Below are 21310 nucleotides of genomic sequence, written 5' to 3'. Positions count from 1 at the left end.
GTCAATTTCTCTCGTTGCGATCGGCGCTGGCAGTCAGGCCGGTCAGGTTGAACACACGCTTGGGGATGATTTCGCCATTGCCGACTTCGGCAAGCGCGAGAAGCCGGCCTGCCACCGTGACATAGACTGTGCCGCTACAAGTGGGCGCATCCCGTCCGCGCAACAAAACGGCTTGGCCCCGATGGAGCCTTGCCGCATCAGCCCGAGTGACGGCCAGTGCCGGGATGTCGTCCAGCGCGGTCTCAACGGGCATAAGCGCGTCGGCGAGGCTACCCTCGCCGGACGCGGCTCTATCGCACAAAGCCTCCAACTGATCCAGCGGAATCATGTCGTTCTCGCCAAATGGGCCGACCAGGGTCCGCCGCAGCGCGCAGATATGGCCGTAAGTGCCGAGAATCCGGCCCATATCGCGGGCCAGCGCGCGGACATAGGTGCCCTTGCCGCACTCGGCCTCGAACACGGCCCGGTCACTATCCGGTTGATCTACAAGGCTTAAACGGTGAATCTCGACGGGGCGGGGGGCCAGTTCCACGATCTCGCCGTCGCGGGCGAGGTCGTAGGCGCGCTCGCCCTGGACCTTGATCGCGGAATAGCGCGGCGGGATCTGCTGGATCACCCCGGTGAAACGGGGCAGCAGGGCCTCGATGGCCTCCCGGGTCGGGCGCTGGTCCGAGGTTGCGGTCGCCCGGCCCTCGATGTCGTCGGTGTCGCGCTCCTCGCCCCAGCATACCGTGAAGCGGTAGCGCTTGCGGCCGTCCATGACGAAGGGGACGGTCTTGGTGGCCTCGCCGAGCGCGATCGGCAGGCCGCCGGAGGCGAGCGGATCGAGCGTGCCGGCATGGCCGGCGCGTTTAGCGTTGAACAGGCGCTTGAGCACAGCAACGGCCTGCGTCGAGGTCATGCCGATCGGCTTGTCGAGCACGACCCAGCCGTGGACGTCGCGGCGGTCGCGGCGCGGCTGGTTGCCCTTCTGCTTGTTGGCGCGCGGATCGTTGTTGACGCGGCGCGGCTCCTGGTGCGGCTGAGAATTGCCGCTCACATCCGCAAAATTATTTTTCTGCACGTCGAGCTGATCGGCCTCTTCGCCGCCGATCGTGCCGTGAGCCGGGTCCATCGTCATCGTTCTTCTTCCCGATCCGTATCCGGATCCTGTTCCAGGTCCTTCTGCACCGCGGGTGTTCGCAAAAGCTTCTCGATCCGTTCCGCTTCGTCGAATCGTTCGTCGACGCGGAAGCGAAGGTCAGGTGCAAATTTCAGGTTAACGCGCCGCGCGACCTCGCCGCGCAGGAATTTCTTGTTGCGCTCGAGCGCAGCGAGGACGACCTCGGTGTCGCGGCCACCGAGCGGCATCACGTAGACTGTCGCGAGCTTCAGGTCGGGCGACATCCGCACCTCCGGCACGGTGATGATGTGGCCTTCGAGGTCAGCATCATGCACGCTGCCTTGCGCCAGAATCTCGGCTATCGCATGGCGAACCTGCTCGCCGACCCGCAACTGACGTTGCGAGCCGCCGGACGCGGAACTCTTTTTCTGATGATGGCGGGGCATGGTCTGAAAATCACCTCGTCATGCCCGCTTTTGGGACACGGGCATTGTCATTTGTCTTGCTGAAACGAAGAGGGGTGGATGGCCGGAAAAAATCCGGCCATCGCACTCCCGCAATTCAGTTCAAAAAAGATCCAGGCGCTTCGGTAAGATTTGGACTTACAGGGAGCGCTGGATCGTCTCCACGCGGTAACACTCGATGACGTCACCGGCGCGCATATCGTGATAGTTCTCGAAGGCCATGCCGCATTCCTGACCGGACTGGACTTCCTTCACTTCGTCCTTGAAGCGCTTCAGCGTCGACAGCTTGCCCTCGTGCACGACGACGTTGTCGCGGATCAGACGCACGTTGGCGCCACGTTCCACGGTGCCATCGGTGACGCGGCAGCCGGCGACCTTGCCGACCTTGGAGATGTTGAAGATCTCCAGGATCGCGGCATTGCCGAGCATGGTTTCCCGCAGGGTCGGCGCGAGCAGGCCGCTCATGGCCTTCTTCACGTCGTCCACGAGGTCGTAGATGATGTTGTAGTAACGGATCTCGATGCCGTTGCGCTTGGCGGCCGCAGCGGCCTCCTTGTTCGCACGAACCGAGAAGCCGATGATCGCGGCGTTGAAGCCTTCCGCGAGCGTCACGTCCGATTCCGAGATGCCGCCGACGCCGGCATGCAGGATACGCGCGGCGACTTCGTCGGTGCCGAGCTTCTCCAGCGAGCCGAGGATCGCTTCCAGCGAGCCCTGCACGTCGGCCTTGATGATCAGCGGGAATTCCTTGCGGCCCGCCGTCTTCAGCTGAGACATCATCTGCTCGAGCGAGCCGCGCATGCCGGAGATCGAGGCAGCCGCGTTCTCGCGCTTCTGGTGCGCGCGGTAGCTGGTGACCTGGCGGGCGCGGGCTTCGTTCTCGACCACGGCGAGACGATCGCCGGCTTCCGGCGGACCGTTGAAGCCGAGCACCTCGACCGGCACCGACGGACCTGCCTCCTGCACCGTCTCGCCCTGATCCGAGATCAGCGCGCGGACGCGGCCCATTTCAGCGCCGGCGACGATGATGTCACCGACACGGAGCGTGCCGCGCTGGACCAGAACGGTCGCGACCGGACCGCGGCCACGATCGAGCTTGGCTTCGATCACGGTGCCTTCGGCCGGACGATCCGAATTGGTCTTGAGGTCGAGGATGTCGGCCTGGAGCGCGATCATCTCGAGCAGCTTGTCGAGATTGGTCTTGTTCTTCGCCGACACTTCGACGTCGACGACTTCGCCGCCGAAGGATTCCACCTGCACCTCGTGCTGGAGCAGCTCGGTGCGCACGCGCTCGGGCTTGGCGTCGGGCTTGTCGATCTTGTTGATCGCAACAATGATCGGCACCCGCGCCGCCTTGGCGTGGTTGATGGCTTCGATCGTCTGCGGCATCACGCCGTCGTCGGCCGCAACCACCAGCACGACGATGTCGGTGACCTTGGCGCCGCGGGCGCGCATCGCGGTGAACGCGGCGTGGCCGGGCGTGTCGATGAAGGTGATCTTCTTGCCGCTTTCGGGCGACAGCACCTGATAGGCGCCGATATGCTGGGTGATGCCGCCGGCTTCGCCGGAGACGACATTGGCATGACGGAGCGCGTCGAGCAGCGAGGTCTTGCCGTGGTCGACGTGACCCATCACGGTCACCACCGGCGAGCGCGGCTCGGTGTCGGTGGAATCGTCGATGGCGTCGAACAGGCCTTCTTCAACGTCGGACGCGGCAACGCGCTTGACGGTGTGACCAAGCTCCTCGGCGATCAGTTGCGCAGTGTCGGCATCGATCACGTCGGTGATCTTGTGGATCGCGCCCTGCTTCATCAGCATGCGGATGATTTCCACCGCGCGCTCCGACATGCGGTTGGCGAGCTCCTGGATGGTGATCGCTTCCGGAATGACCACCTCGCGGATGAGCTTTTCTTTCGGCTCGTTCGCGGCATGGCCCTTCAGGCGCTGGGTGCGGCGGCGGAACGAGGCGATCGAGCGCTCGCGGACGTCGTCGGCATTGAAGGCGGTGACGACCGTCAGGCGGCCGCGCTCCTTCTGCGGGCCGGGCTTGTGGGTGGGCTTGGGAGCGACCACAGGCCGCGCAGCGCCGCCGGGGCCGCGACGGATCTGGCGCGGACCTTCGTCCTCGTCCGGTCCGGCTGCGACAGCGGGGGCGCGGCCCACCGGGCCTCCCGGCCGCTGCGTGGTCGTTCCGGGCCGCGCGGTCGTTGTTCCCGGGCGTGCCGTGGTGGTTGTACCGGGCCGCGCCATCGGCGCTCCTGGCCGCGCTGCAGGAGCGGCCGAGGTCGCCGTTGCAGGGCGGCCCGCGGATTGCGGTTGCTCGCCTTCGCCAAAACGCTTCTTGGCCTCGGTTTCGGCCTTCCGCTTGGCTTCCTCTTCGTGGCGGTGACGCTCCTCCTCGGCCTTGCGACGGGCCTCGGCAGCCTCGCGATCGGCACGCTCGGCGCTTTCGCGGACCGCGCGGCGCTGGGCCTCTTCCTCGGCATGGCGGCGCTCTTCGACTTCGCGCACCTTGGCATCGGCCAGCGCGCTGGCGCGGGCGGAACGTTCGTCCTCGGTCAGCGTACGCAGCACCACACCGGAGCCGGCGTTGCGCGGCGGCGCGGGGCGGGCCGGAGCAGGCTTGGGCGCGGCGGCGGCCGGCGCGGGCTTCGCCACCTCGGCCACCTGCGGCTCGGGGCTGCCGTCGACACGGCGCTTGCCACGCTTCTCGACCACGACCTGCTTGCTACGGCCATGACTGAAGCTCTGGCGCACGGTGCCCGTTTCGACGCGCGGCTTGAGCGATAGCGTCTTGCTCGGAACGCTCAGCTTCTTGTCGCCAGGGGTCTTGGTATCAACCATTAAGCAGTCCTAATCCTGATCTTGTTGTCTTGTGCGTTGCCGCACCGTGCTATCGGGTGGTCGTTGTCTCTCAGAAATCCTGGCCGGGCTTTTCGGCAGTCCTGTCAGCGTCCGCCATCCGGTATCGGACCAGCATCTGGCTACGTGACAGGAATGACTTGCTCGCCGGGCCCGCGAGCAGGGCAGCATGTATCACATTTGACCGGGTAAGTGCCAAATCCAATTCTGTCGATTTTAGTGCGGTGACGACGGGAATCGGCGGCTTGGCGCCGCGATTTCCCTCATTTTGACGCGCCAGCATGTCCAATTTGCGGATTCCGTCCGCGGCCCCGTCGCTGGCATGGATCAGGACCTCGACCGTACCTTCCCGAAGCGCGCTTTCGACCTTGCCGAAACCGGCGACGATCTGGCGCGCTTTGGCCGCAATCCCAAGGGCTTCGACCACGCTCCGGACCAGGAGCGCCTCGATCTCGGCGGGAAGCGTCTGAGGGATGCGCAGCTCGCGCTTGAAGGCTTTGGTAAAATGGTGACGCCGAACGGCTTCCGCAACCACCTCGCGCGAGGCGGTGACCCACATGCCGCGTCCGGGCAGCTTGCGCTTGAGATCGGGAACTATGTGCCCTTGGGGCGAGACGACGAAGCGGATCAGCTCGTCGATCGGCCGGACCTCGCGGCTGACCGCACACATCCGCATGGTCGCGGACCTTTCGGTCCGCGGTCCATGGTCGAGTTCGGGGTCAGTATCGGCGAGCATCCGGGTGACATCCTCCTTCGCCCTAAGCCGGCTGATCTTCGGTCGCCTCGGCCTCTTCAGCGGGCTTGGCGAGATCGGCCTCGGTGATCCAGCCGGCCTTGACGCGGGCCTGCATGATCATCGCTTCAGCATCGTCACGCGAGATATCGAGGCCATCGAGCGCGCCCGGATATTTGGTCTGTTCGCCGCCTTCCTTGCGCTCGGTCCAGCCGACCAGATCGTCCGTGGCGCAGCCGGCGAGATCGTCGACCGTCTTGATGTCGTTCTCGCCGAACTTCACCAGCATCTTCGAGGTGACGCCGGGCACGTCCTTGACGGCGTCCTCGACCCCGAGCTCCTTGCGCCTGGCCTCGAGCTCGGCTTCCAGCTGTTCGAGATATTCACGGGCGCGGTTCTGGAGCTCCTGCGCGGTCTCCTCGTCGAAACCTTCGATGCCGGCGAGTTCCTTGACGTCCACCATCGCGAGTTCCTCGACCGACGTGAAGCCTTCCGACGCCAGCAATTGGCCGACCACTTCGTCGACATTGAGAGATTCCATGAAGACGCGGGTGGAGTTCTCGAAATCGGCCTGGCGGCGCTCCGATTCCTCCTGCTCGGTCAGGATGTCGATGTCCCAGCCGGTGAGCTGCGAGGCCAGACGCACATTCTGGCCGCGGCGGCCGATCGCCAGCGAGAGCTGGTTGTTGGTGTCGGGCACGACGACCTCGATGCGCTCGCGGTCTTCGTCGATGACGACCTTGGAGACTTCGGCCGGCGCCAGCGCGTTGACCACGAAGGTCGCGATGTCGGGCGACCAGGGGATGATGTCGATCTTCTCGCCCTGCAATTCGTTCACCACCGCCTGCACGCGCGAACCGCGCATACCGACGCAGGCGCCGACCGGATCGACCGAGGAATCACGGGAAATCACGCCGATTTTCGCGCGCGAGCCTGGATCGCGGGCAACCGCCTTGATCTCGACGATGCCGTCATAGATCTCGGGCACTTCCTGCGCGAACAGTTTGGCCATGAACTGCGGATGGGTGCGGGAGAGGAAGATCTGCGGCCCGCGGGTCTCGCGGCGGACGTCGAAGATGTAGGCGCGGACGCGGTCGCCGTTGCGGAACACTTCGCGCGGCAGCATCTCGTCGCGGCGGATGATGGCCTCGCCGCGGCCGAGATCGACGATGACGCTGCCGTATTCGACGCGCTTGACGACGCCGTTGACGATGTCGCCGATGCGGTCCTTGAATTCCATATATTGCCGGTCGCGCTCGGCTTCGCGCACCTTTTGCACGATCACCTGCTTGGCGGACTGCGCGGCGATGCGGCCATATTCCAGCGGAGGCAGGGTGTCGGCGATGGTGTCGCCGACCTGGGCACCGGGATTGGCGCGCTGCGCATCCACCAGCGAGATTTGGTTGGAATGGTTTTCGACCGTCTCGACCACCAGCATGTGGCGCGACAGCCGGAGCTCGCCCTTCTTCGGGTCGATCTCGGCGTGAACGTCGGTCTCGCTGCCGTAACGGGCCCGCGCCGCCTTGGCGATGGCATCCTCCATCGCCGCGATGACGATGCCGCGGTCGATCGATTTCTCGCGCGCAACGGCGTCGGCGATCTGAAGCAATTCAAGTCGATTGGCGCTGACTGCCATGGCTAGTCTCCTTCGTCAGGATCGATCTCGCCCCGCCGCGCGCGTTCGGCGGCCAGGCGATGTTTCTTGGTATTGGTCGGAGCCGGCTTTTTCGTCGCGGCCGGCGCCGGCTTCTTGGTCGGTTTGGTGTTCTTGGTCGTTTTTTCGCTGATGCTGGCGTGCGGCGCCGCCGGCGGCTCGAGGCCGAGATTGCGGCGCATCTCGCGTGCCTGGGCCTTGCCGCGGCGCATGGATTCCGCAATCAGCTCGTCGGTCAGCACCAGCCGGGCCTCGGCGATGTCTTCCATCGTCAGGAGAACGTCGGCAGTCTCGCCCGCCTTGACGTCGTCGCGATGCAGATGCACGCGGTCGCCTTCGACGGGGCCGATCGTGCCGCGGAACCGCTTTCGGCCCTCATGGGCGACCGCCATCTCGACCTTCACCAGATGGCCGACATAACGCTCGAAATCGGAGCGGCGCACCAGCGGGCGGTCGATCCCCGGTGAGGAGATTTCCAGCCGATAGGCGCGATCGACGGGATCGGCGACGTCGAGCACGGGCGACAGCGCCCGCGAGATCGCCTCGCAATCCTCGATCTGCATGGAGCCGTCCGGCCGCTCGGCCATAACCTGCACGGTGCAGCCGGATTCCCCGGAAATGCGGATCCGCACCAAGCGGTAGCCCATGCCTTCGAGCACCGGTCCGGCGACCGCGGACACCCGTGCCGCCACGCCCGGCTCGACTACGAGCCTCGGCTCGGCCAGCAATTCGGCATCCGTGGAACCAGGGTTCGGTTCGGTCATGGCAGAGGTCAAGGCGCTCGATATGGTTAAGGCTTGGTTTAAGATCTCAAAGCTCGCTTCGGAACTCTCCCGACAGATCGCCGGGCCGCACATCTTTCACCAAGCCGCGTTCAGGTAATAAAAAAGAGCGGGTCCTTTCGGGCCCACTCTCACTACGCGGATCGTATGAGAAGATGAATTGGCGCTGATATAGCCCTTTCCGTCTTCCCGGACAAGGCCCATGCAGGGCAGGCTGGGCTTTTTGCGCCCTGCCTGCGGCCCCGCGCAACGCTTCCTTCACCTCCGAGGCCTAAATTCCCCGATTGTGGGGCGGCTTGGACCAAGGGCGCACCCGCGGCGTGCCCCGTACGAGTTTGCGTTTTCATGACCGTTGCCACGTCGCTCATTCCCGGACTGGACGATATCGTCAAACGCGGCGACCCGCGGCGTCGCGGCGAGATCGCGCACGCCATCTCCCAATTGTTCTTTCAGGACGCCGAGAACCTCCGTCCCGATGTCATCGATCTCTTCGACAATCTGCTGATCGATCTCGTCCCGCATGCCGAGCTTGCCTCGCGCGTCGATCTCGCCGAACGCTTCTCACGCCTGAGCAACGCGCCCCGGCATCTCGTGAGTCAGCTCGCGCGCGAAAACGAAATCGCGGTGGCGGGTCCCGTGCTGCGCCATTCCCCCGTGCTCGACGACGATGCTCTCGTCGAGATCGCGCGACTGAAGGGCCAGGGCCATCTGCTGGCGATGAGCGAGCGCCCCACGCTGTCGGCTGTCATCACCGACGTGCTGGTCGAGCGCGGCGATCGCGACGTGGTGCGCCGCGCCGCCGGCAATTCCGGCGCGGAGTTCTCGCCTGGCAGCTATTCCGAGTTGATCAAGCGTGCCGCGCAGGATGGCGTGCTGACCCTCAGGATCGGCCAGCGTAGCGATCTTTCGGGCGAGAACCTGAAACAGCTTCTTGACGGTACGCTCGACGTCATCCGCCGTCGCCTCTCGAGCGTGGTCAATCCCGTGCGCCAGGTCGAGATCAAGCGCGCCATGGCGGCCATCGAGGAAGCCACGCTGCCGCCGGGCCCGCGTCGCGATTTCTCGGGAGCGCAACGTACGATTCTGGCCTTGCATCGCGGGGGCCATCTTGGCGAGAGCGCGCTGTTTGGCTTCGCGAAGGCCCACAAATACGAGGAGGCGATCGCGTCGCTCTCGGCGATGTCCGGCGTCCGCCTCTCTGTCCTCGACCGCCTGATCACGGGTGACCGCTACGATCCAATTCTGGTTCTGGCACGTGTGCTGAATGTCAGCTGGCCGACGGTGCGGGAGCTGATCCTGATGTGGTACGGCCCGAATCGCACGCCAGCCGATGCCGACCTTGAGCAGGCGCGCGCGAACTTTACTCGGCTGATGCCGACGACCGCAGAGCGCGTCGTGAATTTCTGGCGCAACCGGCAGACGATCTAGACCCGCCTGAATCGCAGATACGCCGCCTTGCGGCCTTCGCGCGTGGCCTTTCGGCCGTAGCGCGTCATCGTGTATCCGTCCCACGGCAGGCGAAAATCATCGGCGCGCTCCGCGAGCCAGACAAAGTCCTGCGAACGCGACAGATGCGACAGCGTCCAGGCGCAATAATCGTCGATGTCGCAGACGAAACGAAATTCGCCGCCGGCTTTCAGCACGCGCGCCATCGCGGCGATGGTCCAGTCCTGCACGAAGCGACGCTTCCAGTGCCGCCGTTTCGGCCAGGGATCGGGATGGATCAGGTCGATCCGCGACAGCGAAGCCTTCGGCAGCCAGGCCAGGAGCTCGGCGGCATCGCCTGCGAACAGGCGGATGTTGCCGATCTCGGCGGCCTCGATCTGCGCGAGGATCTTCGCCATGCCGTTGACGTAAGGCTCGCAGCCGATGAAGCCGGTTGTGGCGAAGTTTTGCGCTTCTGCCGCAAGATGCTCGCCGCCGCCGAAGCCGATCTCAAGCCGCAAATCGTCGACGGCGGGGCCGAAGAGCTCGCGGGCATCCGCCGGTGCTTCGCGGTCGATGGCGAGCGCAAGGCGCGGCAGCAGATGATCGATCAGCTCGGCTTGGTGCTGCCTGAGCTTGTGGCCCTTGCGGCGTCCGAAGAAGGCGCGCTCGCTGTCCTCGCGATCGGGATCTGATTTGCGCTCACTCATCGTAGCGTCTGGTACAGGCGATGGAGCAGCCGCGCGCGCGGTTCGAGCGACGAGACATAGAGCTGCTCGTAATGGGTGTGCGCGCCCTTGCCGTCGACGCCGAGCCCGTCGAGCGTCGCGGTGTGGGCGGCGGTGAAATTACCGTCCGAGCCGCCGCCGGTGTGAACGTCGAGCAGCTCGAAACCGATCTCCGTGGCAACGGTCTTTGCATGTTCGTACAGCGAGGCGCCTGCATTGCTCTTCTCGTAGGGCGGACGATTGAGCCCGCCCGTGACCTTGACGGTGACGCCATCCGTCTTCGATGTCAGGGCGAGGATCTTGCCGACGAATTCATCCGCGTCCTTGAAGCTCGGCACGCGCAGATCGATTTCGGCATGGGCTTCTTCCGGCGTCACGTTGGGCCGCGTGCCGCCGCGCACCACCCCGACATTGACGGTGACGCCGCGCGCCAGATCGTTCATCGCTTCCAGCGCCAGGATGACATTGGCGAGCTCGCGGATCGCGCTGCGGCCATCCTGGGGCCGCGTGCCGGCATGCGCGGGCACGCCCTTGATGAACACTTCGAATCGCCCGACGCCCTTGCGGCCGGTGACGATCTTGCCACCGTCGCGGGCCGGCTCCGTCACCAGCACGTATTTCGCCTTGCGCCCTTCGGTCTCGATGAGTGCGCGAGAGGTGGGGCTGCCGATCTCCTCGTCGGAGGTGAACAGATGGGTGATGCCGAGCGGCGGGCGATCGGCCGTGGCACAAAGCGCGCGAAAGGCGTGATGGGCGATGTAGGCGCCGCCCTTCATGTCGTAGATGCCGGGACCGAACGCGCTGTCGCCTTCGACCTTGAACGGCAGGCGCTCGATGAATCCCATGGGATGAACGGTATCGAGGTGGCTCAGCACCAGGATGCTGGGCCGGTCCTGGCCCCAGGTCGAGCGCGCCACGAGATGATCGCCGCAGCCGTCGACGCCGGCGATGCGCTCGAGCGTAACAGGGAGATCGCGGTATTGCTCCGCGACCATCGAGACCAGCTTGTTGACCTGTTCAGGTGCGTCCGTTGGCGTCTCGACCTCCACCCAGCGGCGGATGCCATCGAGAATAGTTTGGGAATCGAACCAATTGGAGCTGACCATGAGCGCATCTGTGCCTTTGAATCGCATCATCGAGGAGGACGCGCATCAAAGCGCGGCCGCAAATGACGACATAGGCCAGATTTGACGCAGTCTCAAATCGGATTGAGAGGGCGCGTCAGCGCTTGTCGGGGCCTTCGCGGGCAGCGATCTGCTCGACGAGATCGACGATCGAGCGGCGCATCTTCGAATCCGTGATTCGGGTGAACGCTTTGGTCAAAGCGAGTCCTTCGGAAGTTGCGAGGAAATCCGAGACGTAAGACGGCGATGCGCCTTCCGCGAAGCCGTCCGGCCCCGCCACGCCGCTCGGACCGCCCTCGAACAGGAAGGACACCGGCACCTGGAGAATTTCGGCAATTTGCTGGATGCGGCTCGCGCCGACCCGGTTTGTGCCCTTCTCGTATTTCTGCACTTGTTGGAAAGTCAGGCCCAAAGCTTCACCGAGCTTTTCCTGGCTCATGCCCAACATGATGCGGCGCATCCGCACGCGACTGCCGACATATTTGTCAACAGGGTTGGGCGCTTTCGACATTTCCTCAGCCCTCCAAACATCACCTTCGGCGCAATCAGGAATGCCTCAGGTGTAAGCAACGTCAAAATCAGACCCTGTTATTGGAAAACATTGCGGAGAAATTTAGCAATGCCCACTGTCTTTTGCAGCCGGTGCAGAATGAGGAGGCCGCGTGCAGTCTGTCAACCGTGGGACTACGGTTGTCAAAAGTTATCGGCCGCGGCTGCGTGATCAGGGGCGCCGCTTGGCAACACGTCGGCGGACCGCCAGAAACACGGCGAGCGCGACGAGCATGGCCGCGGGGACATCGCCCACGCGCGCATAGATGGTCGGCGGGATCGCGGCGGGCAGATTTGCATCCAGAACGCCTTCGATCCCGAGACCGAGGCTGGCGACGATGCGTCCCACCGGATCGATCACTGCGGAAACGCCGGTATTGGCGGAGCGAACCAGCGGCAATCCGAGCTCGATCGCGCGCATCCGCGCCTGTTCGAGGTGTTGGTAGGGGCCGGTCGAGATTCCGAACCAGCCGTCATTGGTGAGGTTCACGATCCAGCCCGGACGCTCATTGCGTCCAGCCACCTCGCCGGGAAAGATTGCTTCGTAGCAGATCAGCGGCAGCGCGGACGGTGCGCCGGGGACCGGTAGCGCATGCCGCACGGTGCCGGGAATGAAGCCACCGCGCACACGCGTGAGTTGCTCGAAACCGAGCTTCTCCATCAGACCCTGGTAGGGAAGAAACTCGCCGAACGGCACCAAATGCAGCTTGTCGTACATAGAGAGCACGCTGCCGTCGTGGTCGATCACGTAGATCGAATTATAGGCGCGGGTGATCGGCGTGCCCCGCGGCAGGTCGGGCGCGCGGACCGAGCCCGTGATCAGCACCGTGCCCTTGGGCAGAAGCTCCGCGATTTGCGCCATCGCATCGGCTTCGCGAGTGAGGAAGAACGGAAAGGCGGATTCCGGCCAGATCAGGATGGTGGCATCGCGCACGCCGGTCGATTGCGGCCCGGAGGCGCGGTCCGACAGGGCCAGATATTTCTTCATCACCTCCGCCTTGGCGGCGTAGTTGAATTTCGCGTCCTGCTGGAGATCCGGCTGCATCAGGCGCAACTTGGTGCCCGCGACCATCGTGGTCGGATGCAGCGACAGGCGGATCGCGCCGAAGATACTCATGACCAGCAGGAGCGCCAGGGCCGCGGCCGGTGCGCGCCACGCCAGGCGGCGATCGGGCGTGCGGTCGATCAGCGCCGCGGGGCTTGCGAAGATCGCAACCGTCAGGAACGTCATGCCCCAGAGGCCGATCAGCGACGCCGTTTGTGCCAGCGGCAGCGGCTCGGACAGCGCATAACCGAACGCGTTCCAGGGAAAGCCGGTCAGCGCATGACCGCGCAGCCATTCGGTGATGGTGAGACTTGCCGCGAGCGCAAGCACGCGCGTGGCGTTCTTGGTCCAGAGCAGGCGGGCGAGCGCAAAGCCCATTGCCGTGAAGATGGACAGATAGGCCGGCAGGCCCAGCACGGCGAACGGCGTCAGCCAGGCGAACACATCGGCATCGACGAAGAAGGCGTAGCCGATCCAGTAGAGGCCGGGCACGAAATAGCCGAGGCCGAACCAGTAGCCGGTCAGCGCCGCGGCAGGGACGCCGCGATATCGGCCGGCGCCGGCGCCGTCGATCAGCCAGACCAGCACCGGGAAGGTGATGAAAAGCACCGGGAAGGCGTTGAACGGCGCCAGTGCCAGCACCGAGAGCGCACCGGCAGCCATCGCGACGAGCGCGCGCTTCCATCCCCAGGTCAGGATGATGGCAAGCGCGATCTGGCGAAATCGCTGGAAAGGGCTCACTGCGGACCGGTCCCGTCGCTTGGCGGCGGGGTGGGCGTGTCGCTGGCCGCCGGCTGGCTGCCATCCGGCGCAGCCTCGCGGCGCCGGCTCTCGCGCTGGGTGCGCGGCGCGGGGCGCTCCTTTCGCGTCGAGATCCGCAGTCGCTTGACCCGGCGCGGATCGGCATCGAGCACCTCGATCTCGTAATGGCCGGGGCCCGAGATCACCTCGCCGCGCACCGGCAGGCGCCCGACAAAGCTGACGAGATAGCCGCCCAGCGTCTCCACTTCCTCGCCGGCCTCCCCGGTGACGAAGTCCTCGCCGATCACGGTGCGGACGTCGTCGAGGCTGGCGCGGGCGTCGGCGATGAAGGCGTTGTCGGGCAGCCGCACGATCGAAGGCGGCTCGTCGCTGTCATGCTCGTCGTCGATCTCGCCGACGATCTGCTCGACGATGTCCTCGAGCGAGACCAGCCCGTCGCTGCCGCCATATTCGTCGACCACCAGCGCCAGATGGATGCGAGTGGCCTGCATCTGCGCGAGCAGGTCGATCGCCCGCATCGACGGCGGCACGTAGAGCAGCTTGCGGATGATGCGCGCTTCCTCGAGCGGCAGCGCGAGATCGACCGTACGCAGATCGAGCCCGGCCGGCAGCGGTTTCTTGCGCTTGGTTTTCGTGACCCCCGACACGCGCGCACGCGCGGTCATGAAGGCAAGCAGATCGCGGATATGGACGATGCCGACGGGATCGTCGAGCGTCTCGTTGTAGACCACAAGGCGCGAATGGCCGGCGCTCTCGAAGCGGTCCATCAACTCGCCGAGCGGGATGTCGCGCTTCACCGCGATGATGTCGGCGCGATGCACCATGACGTCGGCGATGCGACGCTCGTGCAGGCCGAGGATGTTGCGCAGCATGGTGCGCTCGACCGTCGAGAAGCCGGTGTCGTCGGGCGTCGTGGCGTCGAGCACGACCTGGAGGTCGTCGCGTACCGAACCCGCCTTCCAGCCGAACAGGCTGCGAATGGCACGCAGCAGCCAGCCTTCCGCGGTCGGGCGCATCACCTCGCCTGAGGTCACCACGACCGGTAAATTGGCCGTGTTGCGCGGATTGTCGTGAATCGGGTCCGAATCCGGCATCTCAATGCGTCCCCGGGCGGTCGGCATAGGGGTCGGGAATGCCGAGATGAGCCAGGATCTCTCGTTCGAGCGCTTCCATTTCCTCGGCGTCGTCTTCGTTTTCGTGGTCGTAGCCGACCAGATGCAGGAAACCGTGCACGGCGAGATGGCTCAAATGATGATCGAACGGCTTTTGTTCCTCGTCCGCCTCACGCCGCATGGTCTCGTAGGCGATCGCGATGTCGCCGAGCATGCGCGGCGCATCGCCCGGTTTCCATTCGCCTTCCGGCTGCAGCGCGGGAAACGACAGCACGTTGGTCGGCTTGTCGATGCCGCGCCAGTTGCTGTTCAGCGTGCGGATGCCGGCATCATCGGTCAGCATCACCGCCACTTCCGCCTCCGCAACGTCTTCGTCGACATTCTCGGCGGCGGCCGCCACGGCGCGCTGGATCACGGCCTCGGATTCGGGCTCCCGCTGCCAGCAATCGGCGACGACGAGGACCTCGGTGATGGGAAGATTGGGGTGTGACATTGTCCTTGTTCCGAACGAAGGGGCGCCGCGTCCGCGCCCATATGGTCCGGTTGCTGTCTCGTCAGGATTTACCGGCGGCCGGCCGCTGCGGCGCACTTTCGTAGGCGGAGACGATCCGCGCCACGAGCTCGTGGCGGATCACGTCTTCGGCCTTGAAATGAACTTGCGCGATGCCTTCAACGCCGCTCAGCAGGCGCGTCGCCTCGGCGAGGCCCGAGGTCTGGCCGTTCGGCAAGTCGATCTGCGAGGGATCGCCTGTCACGATCATGCGGCTGTTTTCGCCGAGGCGGGTCAAAAACATCTTCATCTGCATCGACGTGGTGTTCTGCGCCTCGTCCAGGATGATGGCCGCGTTGGTCAGCGTGCGGCCGCGCATGAAGGCGAGCGGCGCGATCTCGATCTCGCCGGTCTGCAGCGCGCGCTCGACGATGCGCGCGTCCATCAGGTCATAGAGCGCGTCGTAGATCGGGCGAAGATAAGGATCGACCTTCTCGCGGAGATCGCCGGGCAAAAAGCCGAGCCGCTCGCCGGCTTCCACCGCCGGGCGGGACAGGATGATCTTGTCGACTTCCTTGCGCTCGAACAGTTGCGCGGCATGCGCGACCGCGAGCCAGGTCTTGCCGGTGCCGGCGGGGCCGATGCCGAACACCAGCTCGTGGCGCTTCAGCGCGCGGATGTAGGAATCCTGCGCCGCCGTGCGCGCGCGCACCGGGCGCTTGCGCAAATTGATGCTGTCGAAGGTGGATTTGGCTGACTTGGCGTCGAACTCGAACAGCGAGCCCTGCGCGATCACGGCACGGATCGCGCCCTCGACCTCGCCCTGGTCGAGGTCCTGTCCCTTCACGGCCTGGGCGTAGAGCGTCTCCAGCACGCGGCGCGCGGCATCGCAGCCGTCACGCGAGCCGCCGATGGTGATGTGATTGCCCTTGGAATCGACGACGACACCGAGCCGCCGTTCGATCTGTGCCAGATGCTGGCCGTAAGGGCCGACCAACGCGGATGCGGCGCGGTTGTCGTCGAAGTCGATGACGACCTGGGTCTCGGGCGGAACCTGCATGTCGCGGTCAAATTTGCGGCTGGGAGCGATGGAAGAAGACGAATCCGATGCGCTTTTGGGCAAGGGTTCAGGCTCCAGTGGCGATGGGCGATAAAGCGGGCTCGTGCGCCATGGCGAGCTCGCCGAGGAAGCTGTAGCGTTCGAGGCTGTCGATCCGGACCGGCAGGATTTGTCCGATGATGTCGGGCGAGGCCATCACATGCGCGGGCTGGAGGAAGGCGGTCCGGCCGACGATCTGGCCATCCCTGCGGGCCGGACGCTCGAACAGCACATCGACGGTTGAGCCAATCGCAGCCTTGTTGAAGGCCGATTGCTGGCTGTCGATCAGTTCCTGGAGCCGCTCCAATCGCTGGTCCATCTCGGAGGGGGACACCGTCTCCTGCATATCCGCGGCCGGCGTTCCCGGCCGGGCGGAGTATTTGAACGAATACGCAGCAGCGTAGCCGATTTGCGTGACAAGCGCGAGGGTCGCGAGAAAATCTTGCTCGCTCTCGCCCGGGAAGCCGACGATGAAATCTGATGAGAAAGCAATGTCTTGGCGTGCGGACCGGAAACGGTCGATGACATCAAGATAATCATCGGCGGTATGTTTCCGGTTCATGGCGGCCAAAATCCGGTCCGAGCCCGACTGCACCGGCAGGTGCACGAACGGCATCAAGGCATCGAGATCGCGATGGGCTGCAATCAGACTGTCATCGACGTCACGGGGATGGCTGGTCGAATAGCGTAGCCGCGCGACGCCCGGAAGCGCCGCGAGGTGCTCCAGCAGCCGGCCGAGCGGCCAGCTTTTTCCGTCCGGCCCCTCGCCATGATAGGCGTTGACGTTCTGCCCGATCAGCGTGAGCTCGCGCACGCCGTTCTCAGTGAGCCGCTTTACGTCATCGACGATCTTTGCCACCGGCCGCGAGACTTCCGAGCCACGCGTGTAAGGCACGACGCAGAAGGTGCAGAACTTGTCGCAGCCTTCCTGCACCGTGACGAAAGCGGAAATGCCGCGGGCGCGGATCGCGCCGGGCTTGGGCTGCGCGAGGAAGCCGAACTTGTCCTCCGCAGGGAATTCGGTCTCGACGGCGCGGCCTTCATTGCCGGCGCGCTTCAAGAGCTGCGGCAAATGATGATAGCTCTGCGGTCCCACCACGACGTCGACCGCGGGCGCACGGCGCACGATCTCCTCGCCTTCGGCCTGTGCCACGCAGCCCGCGACCGCGATCTGCATGGTGCGCCCATCGCGCGCGGCGGCGTCCTTGGCGACGCGCAGGCGGCCGAGCTCCGAATAGACCTTTTCCGAGGCCTTCTCGCGGATATGGCAGGTATTGAGGATGACGAGGTCGGCGTCATCAGCGCTGGCCGTCTCCACGAATCCTTCCGGGGCCAGCGTGTCCACCATGCGCTGGGCATCGTAGACGTTCATCTGGCAGCCATATGATTTGATGTGCAGCTTGCGCGGCGGCGTCATGGAACCCGGGAATGAGGTGGGAGGACCGCCCTCAGATATAGGCTGAGGCCGTGGAAATCCAGCGATTGGGGGCCTTTTCGGTCGTCATTCCGGGGCGCGACGCAGTCGCGAACCGGAATCCAGAGGTTTTGGCACGAGATTCCGGGTTCGATGCCGGCGCATCGCCCCGGAATGACGCCGAGAGGAGGGATTCAGCCCGCCAGGGTGTCCGCCGCGACCCGCCGCACCAGCTCCGGCAATTGCCGCATATCGTCGAACGTCAATCCGGCCCCGGCGGCCCGTAGCCTTTCAGCGTGGCCCGGCGGGCAATGGCTGCCACCGTGAAAGCCCAGCACGGTCATCCCGGCGGCATGCGCGCCGGTCACCCCGGGGACGCTGTCCTCGACCACAAGACACCGCTCCGGCGCGACATTCATCTGCGTTGCGGCGAATAGAAAAAGATCGGGCGCGGGCTTGCCGCGTGCGACCTGGCTCGCGGAAAAGATGTTCGGAGCGAGCAGATCGTAGAGACCGGCGCAGGTGAGGCCGTGGTGGATCTTCTCCGGCGTGCCGCTCGACGCAACGCATTTGGGCAAATCGATTGCGCCAATCGCTGCGGCCACATGGGTGATCGGCTGCAAATCGCTGGCATAAAATTGCAACGTCGCCGCATTCACCTGGCTTTCGAGATCGTCGGGAAGATTGCGGCCGATCTCCTGCTCGACCATTCGCCGTGCGTCCTTCTCGGATACGCCGAGGAAGCGGACCAGCACCTGCTCCGATGTGATCGGATAGCCGTGCCTCGTCAGCACAGCCGCATGCGCGCGACAGGAGATCACCTCGCTGTCCACGAGCACGCCGTCGCAATCGAAGATGACGAGATCGACGGGCACTTAACTTGTGGGTTTGTCGTCGTCGAGCGGGACGCAATAGAGTTCGAGCCGATGATCGACCAGCTTGTAACCGAGCTTGCGGGCGATCTCCGCCTGGAGCTTCTCGATCTCCTCGGAGGTGAACTCGATCACCTTGCCGTCGCGCAGGTTGATGAGGTGGTCGTGATGGCTGTCGCGCATCTGCTCGTAGCGCGCGCGGCCTTCGCGGAAATCATGGCGCTCGATGATGCCTGCATCCTCGAACAGCTTGACGGTCCGATACACGGTCGAAATCGAGATCTTGTCGTCGACGGCGACACAGCGGCGGTACAGTTCCTCGACATCGGGATGATCGACCGCCTCCGCGAGCACGCGGGCGATGACACGGCGCTGCTCGGTCATGCGCATGCCGGTGGCGGCACAGCGCGCCTCGATGCCGGACGCCTTGGAAGCGGGGGAAGGTTTAAGACCAGTCATGTGATGTCCGCCTGACGGGGCGCTTTCTGCCATCAATGTTACGACAAGTCACGTCGCATCAGAAGTGCGTTCAATTGTTCCCCGCTCGGCTGCTTATAGTAGCGTTCGCGGCGTCCGACCACCATGAATCCGGTTCGGTCGTAGAGCCGCCGCGCCGGCTGGTTATTTTCCTCGACCTCGAGAAATATTGTGCGGACGCCGCGTCCTGCCAGGTGGCCGAGATGGGTCATCAGCAGTGTGCGAGAGAGGCCGCGTCCGCGATGGGCCTGGTCGACCGCGATCGAGAGGATCTCCGCTTCGTCCGCGCCGATCCGCGACACCGCGAAGCCCACGGTGTTGCGGCCGAGGCGCAACCGGTGCACCAGCGTGTTGCGCTCGCTGAGCATGCTCTCGAACTCGCCTTCGCCCCAACCGCGCGCGAAGGAGGCGCCGTGGAGCTGCGCGAGCCGTGCAACGTCGCGCGCGACAGCCGGCTCGACGACGGGCGTCCCGCCGCGCCACCATTCCGAGAACCATTTCATCATGAGCTTGCGGCTTGTGCTGCAAGCGGCAGTTGTGCGGACGGCTTCGCGTCGGGCGCCCGCAGATAGAACGGCCGCGCCGGATTTGTCGCGGGATCGGCCGCGGCGCCAAGCCATGCGACCCAGCCGATGTCGGGCGCGGGCTGCGCGCCCACCGCGACCGGCTGCGGCATATCTTTAGGCCAGCGCTCGGCGAGGATGTTTGCGGCATTGCCGACCAGATGCGGCGCGCCGAATTGCGAAGCCGCGATCGCTTCGTCGATGGGAGCGACGCCCGGCCGCACCAGCTGACTGCCGTCACCGGCCACGATCTGGAAATAGACGTGGTCGTGCCGCGCGTCGATCGCCGAGATCACCGGCGCCGCTCCGCTCTGGCCGACGACGGCGGCGGCATAGGCCGACAAGGTGGTCAGGCCGACGGCGGGCCGCTTCGCAGCAAGCGCAAGGCCGCGGGCCGCCGAAATGCCGACGCGCAAACCGGTGAAACTTCCGGGGCCCATGGTGACCGCGATGCGGTCGAGCGCGGTGAAGGCGAGATTGGCTGACTGCATCACGCGCGCGATCATCGGCATCAGCGCTTCGGCGTGGCCGCGCTTCATCAGAAGCTGCTCCTGTGCGAGGAGCTGGCCGGAATCGGTGTCGAGAACGGCAACCGCGCACGCTTCCAGCGCGGTATCGATGGCGAGGATCAGCATGGAACGATCGTAGCACCATCTGTCATGGAATGCTCGCCATCATGGCCGGGCTTGTCCCGGCCATCCACGCCTTTGCGGACCAGCCTACATCGGTCGGACTTCGACCACGTCGGGGACGAAGTGCTTGAGCAGGTTCTGGATGCCGTGCTGGAGCGTCGCGGTCGATGACGGGCAGCCGGCGCAGGAGCCCTTCATGTTGAGATAGACGATACCGTCCTTGAAGCCGCGGAAAGTGATGTCGCCGCCGTCATTGGCGACCGCCGGCCGCACGCGGGTCTCGATCAGATCCTTGATCATGTCGACCGTCTCGGCATCGGCCTCGTCGAAGAACTCGTCCTCGTCGTCGAGATCGGAATCGCTCGCGGCGGCACCGTCGGCGAGCAGCGGCGCGCCGGACATATAGTGCTCCATGATGGCGCCGAGGATCGCGGGCTTGAGCTGTTGCCATTCACCGTTCGCCTTGGTCACGGTGATGAAGTCCGATCCGTAGAACACGCCGGTGACACCGGGGACCTCGAACAGCTTTTCGGCAAGCGGCGAGCGTGCGGCCGATTCGCGGTTGGCAAATTCCATCGGTCCGCCGTCGACCACGACGCGGCCTGGAATGAACTTCAGCGTGGCGGGATTGGGAGTGGCTTCGGTTTGAATGAACATGGTTTTCTCCAGACGTCGCCGGTTCAAGGCCGGCGCGTGCTCTATCCACTAGCAGATGGCGACGGCGAACGCACGGTCAAGGGGTAAGTTGGCCGTTCACCTGTTATATCAGCGGGTTAGGGCGCCCGCTTCTCCCTCTCCCGGCCATCAAGGCGAGGTGAAGAGCAGCGGTCTAGGACAGCGAATCCACGCTCTGGTCGCTCAGCGCGCCGGAAATGACCGTCACCGGCACCGGGAACGTGCCCAGCGCGTGCGCGAGCAGCGAGACCAATGGCCCCGGGCCTTCCGCGCCCGGATTCGCGGCGAGCACCAGCATGGCGATGTCGGGATCCTCGTCGATCACCGCCAGCAGCTGTTCCATGGCGGCGCCTTCCCGGATCACCCGTTCCGGGGTGATCGCGGCGATGCCGTTGGCGCGGCCGGCGGCACGGTCGAGCGCGGCTTCTGCCGCCTCCTGCGCCTCGGCGCGCATGATGTCGGCGACCCCCAGCCATTCCTGGCTCTGCTGTTCGGGCTCGATGATGCGGAGCATCACCACACCGCCGCCGGCGCGGATCGCCCAGCGGCTGGCGTAATAGACCGCACGGTCCCACTCGGCAGTGTCGTCGACGATGACGAGGCATTTGGGCTTGTGACCCGGCTCGAAACAAAGTCGCTTGCTGGTCATGCATGCCCCGGAATGTGCACGGCTGACATGCTGCCACACTCCGTCGTGCTTGGGGAGAGCGGAAGCGGCCGGCGCCGTGACGTCGGCCGCGTTTTCG

General features: G+C 65.1%; 21 protein-coding genes. 1 reads left to right on the top strand and 20 read right to left on the bottom strand.

What is annotated here, in order from left to right; translation table 11 throughout:
* Nucleotide 1: 1 nt before the first annotated feature.
* From truB to rimP, 6 genes are all read right to left on the bottom strand, one after another.
* The gene (truB, locus tag AC0L3A_RS07025; protein WP_007598345.1) at nucleotides 2–1120 is read right to left on the bottom strand and encodes a tRNA pseudouridine(55) synthase TruB; all 1119 of its coding nucleotides are present in this window, start codon (nucleotides 1118–1120) and stop codon (nucleotides 2–4) included.
* Entirely contained in the window at nucleotides 1117–1548 is a 432-nt protein-coding gene (gene rbfA / locus AC0L3A_RS07020) for a 30S ribosome-binding factor RbfA (protein WP_007598344.1), read from the bottom strand. The genes truB and rbfA overlap by 4 nt, the downstream gene beginning before the upstream one ends.
* A 156-nt stretch (nucleotides 1549–1704) precedes the next feature.
* Nucleotides 1705–4410 (bottom strand): translation initiation factor IF-2, encoded by a 2706-nt coding sequence (infB, locus tag AC0L3A_RS07015; RefSeq protein WP_007598342.1) that lies wholly within the window; start codon nucleotides 4408–4410, stop codon nucleotides 1705–1707.
* Nucleotides 4411–4480: 70 nt separating this feature from the next.
* Nucleotides 4481–5164: an RNA-binding protein gene (locus AC0L3A_RS07010; RefSeq protein WP_007598339.1), complete on the bottom strand. Its 684-nt coding sequence runs from the start codon at nucleotides 5162–5164 to the stop codon at nucleotides 4481–4483.
* A gap of 22 nt (nucleotides 5165–5186) precedes the next feature.
* Complete coding sequence (nusA, locus tag AC0L3A_RS07005; RefSeq protein WP_007598336.1) at nucleotides 5187–6797, bottom strand: transcription termination factor NusA; 1611 nt, start codon at nucleotides 6795–6797, stop codon at nucleotides 5187–5189.
* A 2-nt stretch (nucleotides 6798–6799) separates the two neighbouring features.
* Entirely contained in the window at nucleotides 6800–7579 is a 780-nt protein-coding gene (gene rimP / locus AC0L3A_RS07000; protein ID WP_035993842.1) for a ribosome maturation factor RimP, read from the bottom strand.
* A 363-nt stretch (nucleotides 7580–7942) separates the two neighbouring features.
* Between rimP and AC0L3A_RS06995 the strand changes: the two genes are divergently transcribed.
* Nucleotides 7943–9025 (top strand): DUF2336 domain-containing protein, encoded by a 1083-nt coding sequence (locus tag AC0L3A_RS06995; protein WP_007598332.1) that lies wholly within the window; start codon nucleotides 7943–7945, stop codon nucleotides 9023–9025.
* Here AC0L3A_RS06995 and AC0L3A_RS06990 read toward each other — a convergent pair.
* The 14 genes from AC0L3A_RS06990 to AC0L3A_RS06925 all read right to left on the bottom strand — a co-directional run bounded on the left by AC0L3A_RS06990 (nucleotide 9022) and on the right by AC0L3A_RS06925 (nucleotide 21213).
* Nucleotides 9022–9732: a tRNA (guanine(46)-N(7))-methyltransferase TrmB gene (locus AC0L3A_RS06990; protein WP_007598330.1), complete on the bottom strand. Its 711-nt coding sequence runs from the start codon at nucleotides 9730–9732 to the stop codon at nucleotides 9022–9024. The two genes, AC0L3A_RS06995 and AC0L3A_RS06990, sit on opposite strands and share 4 nt — an antisense overlap.
* Nucleotides 9729–10886: a M20 family metallopeptidase gene (locus AC0L3A_RS06985; RefSeq protein ID WP_007598328.1), complete on the bottom strand. Its 1158-nt coding sequence runs from the start codon at nucleotides 10884–10886 to the stop codon at nucleotides 9729–9731. The genes AC0L3A_RS06990 and AC0L3A_RS06985 overlap by 4 nt, the downstream gene beginning before the upstream one ends.
* 85 nt (nucleotides 10887–10971) lie before the next feature.
* On the bottom strand, nucleotides 10972–11385 hold the full coding sequence (locus AC0L3A_RS06980) for a helix-turn-helix domain-containing protein (RefSeq protein WP_007598327.1): 414 nt from the start codon (nucleotides 11383–11385) through the stop codon (nucleotides 10972–10974).
* 210 nt (nucleotides 11386–11595) lie between these two features.
* Nucleotides 11596–13209, bottom strand: coding sequence for an apolipoprotein N-acyltransferase (gene lnt / locus AC0L3A_RS06975; RefSeq protein ID WP_219678875.1), 1614 nt, complete (start codon nucleotides 13207–13209; stop codon nucleotides 11596–11598).
* Complete coding sequence (locus AC0L3A_RS06970; protein WP_007598324.1) at nucleotides 13206–14324, bottom strand: hemolysin family protein; 1119 nt, start codon at nucleotides 14322–14324, stop codon at nucleotides 13206–13208. Before AC0L3A_RS06970 ends, lnt begins: the two co-directional genes overlap by 4 nt.
* 1 nt (nucleotide 14325) lies before the next feature.
* Complete coding sequence (gene ybeY, locus AC0L3A_RS06965) at nucleotides 14326–14835, bottom strand: rRNA maturation RNase YbeY (protein ID WP_007598322.1); 510 nt, start codon at nucleotides 14833–14835, stop codon at nucleotides 14326–14328.
* A gap of 61 nt (nucleotides 14836–14896) precedes the next feature.
* The gene (locus AC0L3A_RS06960; protein WP_473253903.1) at nucleotides 14897–15955 is read right to left on the bottom strand and encodes a PhoH family protein; all 1059 of its coding nucleotides are present in this window, start codon (nucleotides 15953–15955) and stop codon (nucleotides 14897–14899) included.
* A gap of 4 nt (nucleotides 15956–15959) precedes the next feature.
* On the bottom strand, nucleotides 15960–17348 hold the full coding sequence (miaB, locus tag AC0L3A_RS06955) for a tRNA (N6-isopentenyl adenosine(37)-C2)-methylthiotransferase MiaB (protein ID WP_473253902.1): 1389 nt from the start codon (nucleotides 17346–17348) through the stop codon (nucleotides 15960–15962).
* A 191-nt stretch (nucleotides 17349–17539) separates the two neighbouring features.
* Nucleotides 17540–18220 carry an HAD family hydrolase gene (locus tag AC0L3A_RS06950; protein ID WP_473253901.1) on the bottom strand — a complete coding sequence of 227 codons (681 nt, stop codon included), beginning with the start codon at nucleotides 18218–18220 and terminating at the stop codon, nucleotides 17540–17542.
* Nucleotides 18221–18676 carry a Fur family transcriptional regulator gene (locus AC0L3A_RS06945; RefSeq protein WP_007598312.1) on the bottom strand — a complete coding sequence of 152 codons (456 nt, stop codon included), beginning with the start codon at nucleotides 18674–18676 and terminating at the stop codon, nucleotides 18221–18223.
* 38 nt (nucleotides 18677–18714) lie between these two features.
* Nucleotides 18715–19200: a ribosomal protein S18-alanine N-acetyltransferase gene (gene rimI / locus AC0L3A_RS06940; RefSeq protein ID WP_473253900.1), complete on the bottom strand. Its 486-nt coding sequence runs from the start codon at nucleotides 19198–19200 to the stop codon at nucleotides 18715–18717.
* Nucleotides 19197–19892 (bottom strand): tRNA (adenosine(37)-N6)-threonylcarbamoyltransferase complex dimerization subunit type 1 TsaB, encoded by a 696-nt coding sequence (gene tsaB / locus AC0L3A_RS06935; RefSeq protein ID WP_354200268.1) that lies wholly within the window; start codon nucleotides 19890–19892, stop codon nucleotides 19197–19199. Before tsaB ends, rimI begins: the two co-directional genes overlap by 4 nt.
* An 84-nt stretch (nucleotides 19893–19976) precedes the next feature.
* The gene (locus AC0L3A_RS06930) at nucleotides 19977–20546 is read right to left on the bottom strand and encodes a NifU family protein (RefSeq protein WP_473253899.1); all 570 of its coding nucleotides are present in this window, start codon (nucleotides 20544–20546) and stop codon (nucleotides 19977–19979) included.
* A gap of 172 nt (nucleotides 20547–20718) precedes the next feature.
* Nucleotides 20719–21213, bottom strand: coding sequence for a universal stress protein (locus AC0L3A_RS06925; protein ID WP_007598307.1), 495 nt, complete (start codon nucleotides 21211–21213; stop codon nucleotides 20719–20721).
* Nucleotides 21214–21310: the final 97 nt, after the last annotated feature.

The organism is Bradyrhizobium sp. MI1.3 (assembly GCF_055811695.1).
This window is presented reverse-complemented; position numbering and strand designations above follow the sequence as displayed.

Bases quoted from the DNA above. Each gene is read 5' to 3' on its own strand.
- truB (WP_007598345.1), bottom strand. From the start codon at position 1,120: ATGACGATGGACCCGGCTCACGGCACGATCGGCGGCGAAGAGGCCGAT.
- rbfA (WP_007598344.1), bottom strand. From the start codon at position 1,548: ATGCCCCGCCATCATCAGAAAAAGAGTTCCGCGTCCGGCGGCTCGCAA.
- infB (WP_007598342.1), bottom strand. From the start codon at position 4,410: ATGGTTGATACCAAGACCCCTGGCGACAAGAAGCTGAGCGTTCCGAGC.
- AC0L3A_RS07010 (WP_007598339.1), bottom strand. From the start codon at position 5,164: ATGCTCGCCGATACTGACCCCGAACTCGACCATGGACCGCGGACCGAA.
- nusA (WP_007598336.1), bottom strand. From the start codon at position 6,797: ATGGCAGTCAGCGCCAATCGACTTGAATTGCTTCAGATCGCCGACGCC.
- rimP (WP_035993842.1), bottom strand. From the start codon at position 7,579: ATGACCGAACCGAACCCTGGTTCCACGGATGCCGAATTGCTGGCCGAG.
- AC0L3A_RS06995 (WP_007598332.1), top strand. From the start codon at position 7,943: ATGACCGTTGCCACGTCGCTCATTCCCGGACTGGACGATATCGTCAAA.
- AC0L3A_RS06990 (WP_007598330.1), bottom strand. From the start codon at position 9,732: ATGAGTGAGCGCAAATCAGATCCCGATCGCGAGGACAGCGAGCGCGCC.
- AC0L3A_RS06985 (WP_007598328.1), bottom strand. From the start codon at position 10,886: ATGATGCGATTCAAAGGCACAGATGCGCTCATGGTCAGCTCCAATTGG.
- AC0L3A_RS06980 (WP_007598327.1), bottom strand. From the start codon at position 11,385: ATGTCGAAAGCGCCCAACCCTGTTGACAAATATGTCGGCAGTCGCGTG.
- AC0L3A_RS06970 (WP_007598324.1), bottom strand. From the start codon at position 14,324: ATGCCGGATTCGGACCCGATTCACGACAATCCGCGCAACACGGCCAAT.
- ybeY (WP_007598322.1), bottom strand. From the start codon at position 14,835: ATGTCACACCCCAATCTTCCCATCACCGAGGTCCTCGTCGTCGCCGAT.
- miaB (WP_473253902.1), bottom strand. From the start codon at position 17,348: ATGACGCCGCCGCGCAAGCTGCACATCAAATCATATGGCTGCCAGATG.
- AC0L3A_RS06945 (WP_007598312.1), bottom strand. From the start codon at position 18,676: ATGACTGGTCTTAAACCTTCCCCCGCTTCCAAGGCGTCCGGCATCGAG.
- rimI (WP_473253900.1), bottom strand. From the start codon at position 19,200: ATGATGAAATGGTTCTCGGAATGGTGGCGCGGCGGGACGCCCGTCGTC.
- tsaB (WP_354200268.1), bottom strand. From the start codon at position 19,892: ATGCTGATCCTCGCCATCGATACCGCGCTGGAAGCGTGCGCGGTTGCC.
- AC0L3A_RS06930 (WP_473253899.1), bottom strand. From the start codon at position 20,546: ATGTTCATTCAAACCGAAGCCACTCCCAATCCCGCCACGCTGAAGTTC.
- AC0L3A_RS06925 (WP_007598307.1), bottom strand. From the start codon at position 21,213: ATGACCAGCAAGCGACTTTGTTTCGAGCCGGGTCACAAGCCCAAATGC.